The sequence below is a fragment of the Streptomyces sp. NPDC049577 genome (assembly GCF_040675635.1).
GTDB lineage: Bacteria > Actinomycetota > Actinomycetes > Streptomycetales > Streptomycetaceae > Streptomyces.
The window spans coordinates 1-7989 of record NZ_JBFAPH010000292.1 but is presented as its reverse complement, the minus strand read 5'-3'; the positions used below and the strand labels follow the sequence as shown (position 1 = coordinate 7989).

Genomic DNA, 7989 nt, shown 5'->3' with positions numbered 1-7989 from the left:
GGTGGGCACTTCATGCGGCTGCATCCGCTGGTGATCAGGTTCGCGTACCCGAGCTGGTTCCTGCCCTTCGTTGAACTGGAGCAGCAGGCCGTCTCCATGCGGGTCTTCGAGAGCCAGATCATCCCTGGGTTGCTTCAGACAGAGGACTATGCACGAGCAATGCTTGCTGCGGTCAGGCCGGACAGCCTGGAGGACTTGGTGGCCGCGCGCATGTCGCGCAAGGACGTCTTCGACCGTGAGTCGAGGCCGCGCACATGGTTCGTGGTGGACGAGTACGTACTACTGCGGCACATTGGCGGCACTGCTGTCATGCGCTCCCAGCTCGAACACCTGTTGAAGGAGGGCGAGGAGCCGCGCACAGTGGTTCAGGTAGTACCCCGAAGCGTGGCTTCGCACCCGGGGCTGTCTGGAGCGTTCACAGTCCTGAGCTTCGACAAGGGGGCAGACGTGCTCTACGTGGAGGGCTTCCCCAAAGGCAGGCTTGCTCTTGAGGCGAGCGAGGTGACTGCCGCAGATCATGCCTATGATCTGCTCAGCGCTATGGCGTTGTCGCCCAAGGCGTCCGCTGACCTGATCGGTACCCATCTGAAGGAGCTAGGCCAGTGATCAGTGGAAGCGAGCGGCCCGTCGCCTGGAGGAAGAGCAGCTACAGCACCAACGGCGGCAACTGCCTCGAATGGGCCCCCGCCCTCATACCCACCGGCGGAGCCGTCCCCGTTCGCGACAGCAAGAACCCCGACGGCCCCGTCCTGCACTTCCCGCCCACCGCCTGGACGCGGTTCGTCTGCTCCTCACTCCTCGATCGCGCCGCCCACGGCGCGTAGGTGCTCACGGAACGTCAGGGTCGGCTGCTCGCGGCGCCGTTCCAGGTAGGCGCCGAAACCGACCTGCTCGCGCAGTGACTCGCCCGCACGGATCCGCGCCGCCTGGCGGCGCTCCGTGTCGCGGATGGTCTCGGCCAGCGTCAGGAGCTGACCGACCGCCGCCGCCGGAACGAAGAGCACGCCGTCGTCGTCGCCGAGGACGACGTCCTCGCGGCCGACCGTCCAGTCGCCGACCCGGGCCGATTCCAGCGCGTCCTTCGGCCGGTCGTCCAGCCGCAGCGGACCCGTCGGGAGGGACCCGACGCTGAAGACGGGCAGCCCGATGGCGCGGATGTCGGCCGTGTCCCGGTGGAGACCCCAGATCACGATGCCGCTCAGCCCTGCGGCTTGAGCTTCGAGCACGGCGAGGTCGCCGACGCACGCCTCGTCGAGCCGGCCGTCGTTGTCCACGACGAGTACGTCGCCGGGCGCAGCCCCCTCGTACGCCTCCAGGAAGATGTCGACACTGCCGACGTGCCGCACGGGGCACACCCGCCCGGCCACGCGGCCGGCGTCCGGCACGACGGCCGTCATCGCCGCCGGCGCGCACCGCACGGGGACGCGGGCGCGGACGCACGCGTCCGCGACGTGGGCCGTGGTCAGGTTCGCGAACCGTTGCCGGAGCTCCTGCTGGTCCATGCCGTGTCCTCTCGCTGCCGCCCGTGGGTGTGCAGCAGTTTAGGGAGGCGGCCGTCGAGGAGCGCCACCCCCATGGGGGTGATGGTGTGCAGCGTGGCATTGCGGTAGCGCCGTCGCGAGACGAGGCCGGCTTCGCGCAGGGCAGTGAGGTGGCGGCTTGCCGTGGAAGGGGTGACGCGGACCCTGCGGGCGAGTTCGCTCGTGGTGGCCGGGCCGTCGGCGGTGGCGCTCAGCAGGTCGGCACGGGCCTTGCCGATGAGTCTGGCGACGGAGCGGTGCTGTCCGGCGCGCTGTTCCGGGTCGGCCCAGCCGAGTTCGGGTTCGATCGGGTACACGAGGACGGGTGGCAGGTCGGGGTCGGCGAAGCCCGTCACGCGGTTCCGGCAGAAGACGGACGGCTGAAGGACGAGACCGCGCCCCTCCAGATGCAGGTCCTGGTCGGTCGAGTAGTCCAGTTCCAGGACCGGGTGGTGCCAGCGGGCCGACGGGTGCAGTGTGGCGAAGACGGCCGACCAGCCGCCGCGTGCGAGCAGGGTGCTGCGCTGTGCCCGTTCCCGGCTCACCTGACCCTGGATGTGCTGCCAGTACGGGGCTACGCAACTGTCGATGTAGTCGACCGCCGCGTCCGCCAGGCGGCCCGGCATCCTGGACCGGCCGTCGGCGAGTTCGGCTGCCCAGGGAGGAAGCCGGCGGCCGGGGTTCAGCCGGTTGAACGTCTCCAGGTCCTTGAGCACGCGCTCTCGGGGCACGGCGCGCAGCGCCTCGGTCTGCTCGTCCAGCCCGCGTCCGAAGGCGGCGTTGAGGAAGTCGACGGCATACCCGGTGACCGGGGCCAGCGCCGTGAGCAGCCGCGTCGACGGCGGCACCCGGGCCAGCGCCTGGCGCCGCCACGCACCGAACAGCACCGAGGAGTCGCCGCGCCGCAGCCGGTTCAGGCTGATCAGCATCTCCCACATGGGATCGGGTTCCTCGGCGAAGACGGTTCGCGCCAGATCCTCGCCCGTGAAATGGATCCTCAGCATCGCCTGCCCTTCTGATCAGCGAATTTGCGCCTGGGCGCACACATGTAGCAGGCAGGGTGAAGGGCTCGACAGACTCTTTCCGGCACGACCGGCACGACTTCGCAGTCGACGTTCCGACGAAGGAGAACACCGTGCTCATGCGCAAGAAGGCCGCCGTGGCGGTGGCCGCCGCGGCTGTACTGGCCGGACTCTCGGTCGGCTCCGCGCAGGCGATGACGCCTGCCGACACCACCCGGCAGCACGCCGTGTCCCTCTCCAGTAGCTGCGGTTACTACAGCGGCACCAAGGTCACCAGGCGGGGCGACACGGGGGACAGGGTCAGAGAGGTCCAGTGCCTCCTGATCGGCTGGGGATTCGACGTCGGTCCTTCCGGGATCGACGGCGACTTCGGGCCCGCGACGTACAACGCGGTCCGGGACTTCCAGGCCTGGTACGGCGGTCTGGCGGTCGACGGCGAGGTTGGCAAGAACACCTGGCCGGCGCTGCGCAGCGGCTGAGCAGGCCTGACCTTTCATCGGCAGTCGCCGGCGTCCCGTCACGGGACGCCGGCGACTCTTTCGCCCCGCGCCCGCCACCGGCGGGGCCCGAAGCGGAGCGCCCGACGTTATTTGTGCACCGGACTTGACGCTTTCGGAGGGCGGATGGAATATCTGTTCGCCGGACCGTCCGGCCGGCTTCCGTAACGGATTCCGAGCCATTACGAGAGGGGGGTTCGTCTTGATCAGGCTGACGACCACCAATTCCGAGAACGAACTGGCGATGTCGCAGAAGAACGGCGTGTGCGGAAGCGGTTGTTGATCCCCGTACTCTCCTGCACGACTTACCGCGCGGCGCGTCGCCGCCGCGCGGTAGGAAATCCGGCCCGGGAGCGCCCATGCCAGCGGAACGCGTCAGCAGTTATGTGCGTATCAGCGATCGTGCGTATCTCCACCAGGGCACGCAGCGTGTGCGCATACTGTACGCCACCCGCACCGCGTCGATGGTCTGTGTCCCGGAGGAGGCGGGGCTGCGGCTGGCCGAGGGGCGGCTGGACGGGATCGACCCCGAACTGCTCCAAGAGCTGAGGGAGATCGAGGCGGTCGTCGCCGACGACCCCGGCGACGATGCCGAACTGGGTACCGTCCTCGCGCGGCAGCGCACCGCGTCGGCGGATCGCAGCAGGCTGCGCTATGTGCTGCTGCCCACCACCTACTGCAACATGGGCTGTGCCTACTGCGGTCAGGAGCACACCCGCGGCGGGCTCTCCGCCCGGCACCGCGACGCCGTCGCCCGGCGGGTGCTGGCCGGCATCGAGGCGCCCGGCACGCGTGCCGTGACCGTGAGCTGGTTCGGCGCGGAGCCGATGATCGGCTATCCGATGGTCCGCGACCTGAGCGCCCGCTTCACCGCCGCCGCGCGGGAGCGGGGCGTGGAATACGTGGCCCGTATGGTCACCAACGGCACGCTGCTGACCGGGGAAAAGCTGCGGATCCTGCACAAGGAATGTGGGATCGTCAAATTCGACATCACGCTGGACGGGCCCGCCCGCATCCACGACGCGCACCGGCCGCTGCGCAAGGGCGGGAAATCCTTCGACCGGATCACGCACGTTCTGGCCGAGGCGCTGAAGGACGAGGAGCTGGCCGGGGTCGCTTTCGTGCTGCGCACGAACATCGACGTGGCCAACGTCGAGTGGGTCGGTGAATACCTGGACACGATGGCCGCTCTCGGATTCGCCGACGAACAGGTCATTTTCAATCTCGCCCCGGTGTATTCCTGGGGGAACGACGTGTCGCAGGTCGAGCTCGACCGGCGCGAGTACGGGCGGCACGAGGTCGAGTGGATGCGGCGCATGCACCGTCTCGGCCTGCGCTTCACCGCTCTGCCGATCGCCCCGGAAGAAGTGCTGTGCGCGGCCGTCTCCCGCTCGGTGGAGATCCACAGCAGCAGCGGCGCGCTGTTCTCCTGCTCGGAGTACCCGCTGGTGCCGCAGCACGAGGCGGACGGCGGGCTCGGGCCGATCGCGTCGATCCCGGTGGGCGCGCCGCGCCCGGCCGGCCCGTTCGACGACTGGCACGACGCGGTGGCGGCGGGGGAGACCCCCTGCCACTCCTGCTACTTCTTCCCGGTCTGCGGCGGGGCGTGCCCCAAGCAGTGGCGTGAGGGCAACGCGGCCTGTCCGCCGTACAAGTTCACCCTCCAGGAGCGGTTCGACCTCGTGGCCGAGATGAACGGCCTGACCCCAGCGGCATGCTGATCAACCGGGACTTCCGCCGGCTCTGGCTGGGGCAGGCCCTGTCGCTCGTCGGCGACTACGCCTTCGACACGGCCGTGCTGCTGTGGGTGAGTACGGAGGTGCTGCGCGGCAAGGCGTACGCGCCGACGGTGACGGCGGTGCTGCTGATGACGGTGTCGGTCGCGACCATTGCGGTCGCGCCCGTGGCGGGCACCCTCGTGGACCGGTGGGAGAAGAAGCGGACCATGCTGCGGTCCGAGCTCTTCCGCTTCGCCGTCGTCGGGGCCGTGGCGGCGGCCGCGTTCCTGCCGGCCGGTTCGGTGCCGGCCGTCGCGCTGCTGCTGTGCATCGGGGTGGCGGTGGCGCTGACCAGCGCGGCCGCGCAGTTCTTCCGCTCGTCGCGGTTCGTCGTCATCAGCGACGTGGTGCCGGCCGAGCAGCACGGCCGAGCCTTCAGCTACACGCAGAGCGCTTCCGCGCTGGCGTCGATCGCCGGCCCGGCGGTGGCGGCGCCGCTGGTGATGACGGCGGGCGTGCGGTGGGTCCTGGCCTTCGACGCGCTGTCCTTCCTCGTCTCCTACGCGGCCATCCGCGGCGTGACGCACCGGGCCTCCGGGCCCGGGCCTGCGACGGAGGCGAAGCCGCGTGGACGCGCCGGTCTGTGGTGCGAGTTCCGTGCCTCGGCGCGGCTGCTCTTCGGCAACCGCGTCCTGCGGGGCGTGCTGGTCGCCGCCGTGCTGATGGCGGCGGGCACGGGTGCGCTGAACGCCCTGGAGGTGTACTTCGTCCCCGAGAACCTGCACGCCTCGCCGAGCTGGTTCGGCACCCTGGAGGCACTCTTCGGGGCCGGCACGATCGCCGGCGCGCTGGCCGGCGGTCGGCTCGGCGACCGTGCCGGGCACACCCGGGTCTTCCAGGGCTCGCTGCTGCTCTTCGGCCTGCTCCTGATCGTCTATTCGCGGGCCACCGCCATCCTGGTGGCGGCGGTGGTCTCGGTGCTGTTCGGCCTGGCACTGGGCGCGCTCAACGCGGTCGCCTCGCCCTTGATCGTCCAGCAGGCGCCGCGGGACCACCTGGGGCGCATGATGTCGGTCTTCGACCCGGTCGCCCAGCTCGCGTCGCTCGCGGCCCTGGGCCTGTCCGGCGTGCTGGCCGGGACGGTGCTCGACGGCTTCCACGGCCGGTGGGCGGGGCTGGAGTTCGGCAGGCTCGACACGATCCTGCTGACGGGCGGGGTGTGCACGGTGCTGACGGGTCTGTGGGCCCTGGTGGGCCTGCGCCCGGCGGGGCCGGCGTCCGCCGTCGCTCCGACGCCTCCACCGGCAAGGGCTAACGCGCGCCCGTGAGGTTGTACTGGGCGTCCAGCGTCAGGGTCATGGTGTACGAGGGGGAGCCGGTCGTGCCGTCCTTGATCTGTCCGCTCAGCGTGTACGGACCCGTCCTGGTGCTGCCGCCCGGGTTGGTGTCGGTGTCCGTCGTGGTGCCGGAACCCTGGACCCGGCCGTCCTGGAACAGCGACGCGTCCATCGGGCCCAGCGTTTCGTTGAGCTTGGGAGTTCGCCAGAATTCCAGGCCCTCGGCGGGGGCCGTGTGCGTCGGGGTGAACGGAACCACCCCCGCTACCCGCTGGTACGTCCCACTGGGGCTGTGTCGCGTCTGAACGATCCATGGCCGCCCCCTTTCAGAGGCTCCCCCTGCCAGTCTCGCACCGCGGGGACCCCGGGCGGCCCGTGGTGCGGGCTGCTGCGTTTCGCGTAGGACCGCCCAGGCATCCGCCACGGGACCCACGTGCCCGAGATGGTCGGGGTTGCTCACCGGATCGCGGTCGCCTGGTGCACGATCACCTCCGGCCGGGCCTTGGTCACCGTCTCACCGACCGACGCGGCGTCCAGCCCGCCCATCACCACACCGTCCGCGCCGAGCTGCGCCAGCCCCCAGACAAACCAGTCCGGCTGTCTGTGACGTCAACAGCCTTCGCGCAGCAGGTGGATTGGTCGACAAGTACCTTCCTGTCCGCCCGGCCTACCGGCTCTACCGCGCAGCGGAGATGTTTCCGCGACCAAGGCTGTGAGGCGCTCTACGACACCTACAGTCGGGCTGCCGATGATCTTGCGGCGCAAATCGCTGCCACGGGGCTCGGCGGGCTGCGAGGGTGGAAGAAAGACGCGGCCACCCCACCGACAGGTGGGCGCTACTACGGAGGCAGGAACGAAACCCAGTTCGGGCTCCCCTACTACACACCCGAGCATATGCCGTCAAAGGAACGCATCAACCCTGACGGGGGGCAGGAGAACTGTGGTCTGTGCGCCAAGGCTGGCGATGACCTCATGACAGGCAGGAACCCCAACGCCGTACCTGGGGCCAGGCACCTTATGTCCCCTGGCGACCTTGCAGCGCTGACTGGGCGGCCGTTCGTCCGGAAGGGGGGACTGGACCCCATCGTCAGGGAGGTGCTGAGGTGGGGTCCTGGGGCTCGGGGGATCGTCGGCGCGTTCCCGCGCCGGAGTGACGAGATTGGTCACTACTTCAACGTAGTGAACGTCGACGGCAAGGTGGTCTTCCTCGACTTTCAGCAAGGGCGGGCCAATTCAGCCAATCCACGATGGAACCTACTACCTCATGAGGACCAACTGACATGCTCCATCGTAAGGAAGCTCAAGAACTGGCCGAGAGGTACCTGGCCGAGCAGAGCAATGATCTCAGGGATCGCGGGCTGTTCTAAAGGCGTGGATTTCTGATGGCTGTGGTGCCCGGTGTCCTGGAAGCCGGGCACCACCTATTCGTCGCTGATCCGGAGCGGCGGATCTGCTACCTCATGAAGGTGAACTGACATGCTCGATCGCAAGGAAGCCCAGGAACGAGCCGAGAGGTTCCTGGCCGAGCGGAGCCAGGCGTGGGGGTCCATCAACGTGCGGCTCGATCTGGAGTACTGCTTCGTCGAAGGAGACCGGTTCATCGCCCCCTACGACACGGTTGAATTCCTTGACCACGGTGATGAAGACAACCGGCTCGGTGGAAATATGCCGATCCGTGTCGACCTCAACACGGGGGAGTGCGACTTCCTCTCTTGGGAGGAGGCTCATGACTTCATGGCCCGCGGCCTGATCTGAGCGCGTTCCCCTGACGGCTGCGGTCCCCGGCTCCCAGGAGTGGGGTCGTCAAATTCGACATCACGCTGGACGGGCCCGCCCGCATCCACGACGCGCACCGGCCGCTGCGCAAGGGCGGGAAATCCTTCGACCGGATCACG

Annotated in this window: 10 protein-coding genes; 7 read left to right on the top strand and 3 right to left on the bottom strand. The window is 69.1% G+C overall.

Annotated features, from left to right (window positions below; genetic code table 11):
- Positions 1 to 606, top strand: a 606-nt coding sequence (locus AB0K09_RS25790) for a DUF5753 domain-containing protein (protein ID WP_366067774.1), incomplete at its 5' end; no start/stop codon positions are given.
- Complete coding sequence (locus AB0K09_RS25785; protein WP_366067776.1) at positions 606 to 824, top strand: DUF397 domain-containing protein; 219 nt, start codon at positions 606 to 608, stop codon at positions 822 to 824. The genes AB0K09_RS25790 and AB0K09_RS25785, both read left to right, overlap by 1 nt.
- Here the strand turns inward: AB0K09_RS25785 and AB0K09_RS25780 are convergent.
- Positions 792 to 1502, bottom strand: coding sequence for an RraA family protein (locus AB0K09_RS25780; protein ID WP_366067773.1), 711 nt, complete (start codon positions 1500 to 1502; stop codon positions 792 to 794). The two genes, AB0K09_RS25785 and AB0K09_RS25780, sit on opposite strands and share 33 nt — an antisense overlap.
- Positions 1463 to 2524, bottom strand: a complete 1062-nt coding sequence (locus AB0K09_RS25775) for a winged helix-turn-helix domain-containing protein (protein ID WP_366067772.1) — start codon at positions 2522 to 2524, stop codon at positions 1463 to 1465. Before AB0K09_RS25775 ends, AB0K09_RS25780 begins: the two co-directional genes overlap by 40 nt.
- Before the next feature lie 137 nt (positions 2525 to 2661).
- Here AB0K09_RS25775 and AB0K09_RS25770 point away from each other — a divergent pair, with 137 nt between their 5' ends.
- The 3 genes from AB0K09_RS25770 to AB0K09_RS25760 all read left to right on the top strand — a co-directional run bounded on the left by AB0K09_RS25770 (position 2662) and on the right by AB0K09_RS25760 (position 6085).
- Positions 2662 to 3021 (top strand): peptidoglycan-binding domain-containing protein, encoded by a 360-nt coding sequence (locus AB0K09_RS25770; RefSeq protein WP_366067775.1) that lies wholly within the window; start codon positions 2662 to 2664, stop codon positions 3019 to 3021.
- A 449-nt stretch (positions 3022 to 3470) separates the two neighbouring features.
- The gene (locus AB0K09_RS25765; RefSeq protein WP_366067771.1) at positions 3471 to 4760 is read left to right on the top strand and encodes a radical SAM protein; all 1290 of its coding nucleotides are present in this window, start codon (positions 3471 to 3473) and stop codon (positions 4758 to 4760) included.
- The gene (locus tag AB0K09_RS25760; RefSeq protein ID WP_366067770.1) at positions 4754 to 6085 is read left to right on the top strand and encodes an MFS transporter; all 1332 of its coding nucleotides are present in this window, start codon (positions 4754 to 4756) and stop codon (positions 6083 to 6085) included. The genes AB0K09_RS25765 and AB0K09_RS25760 overlap by 7 nt, the downstream gene beginning before the upstream one ends.
- Here the strand turns inward: AB0K09_RS25760 and AB0K09_RS25755 are convergent.
- The gene (locus AB0K09_RS25755) at positions 6069 to 6353 is read right to left on the bottom strand and encodes a hypothetical protein (protein WP_366067768.1); all 285 of its coding nucleotides are present in this window, start codon (positions 6351 to 6353) and stop codon (positions 6069 to 6071) included. The two genes, AB0K09_RS25760 and AB0K09_RS25755, sit on opposite strands and share 17 nt — an antisense overlap.
- A gap of 635 nt (positions 6354 to 6988) precedes the next feature.
- Here AB0K09_RS25755 and AB0K09_RS25750 point away from each other — a divergent pair.
- A complete protein-coding gene (locus AB0K09_RS25750) occupies positions 6989 to 7477 on the top strand; it encodes a toxin glutamine deamidase domain-containing protein (protein WP_366067767.1) in 489 nt (162 codons plus the stop codon).
- Positions 7478 to 7570: 93 nt separating this feature from the next.
- Positions 7571 to 7849 carry a hypothetical protein gene (locus AB0K09_RS25745; RefSeq protein ID WP_366067766.1) on the top strand — a complete coding sequence of 93 codons (279 nt, stop codon included), beginning with the start codon at positions 7571 to 7573 and terminating at the stop codon, positions 7847 to 7849.
- The last annotated feature ends 140 nt before the right edge of the window (positions 7850 to 7989 follow it).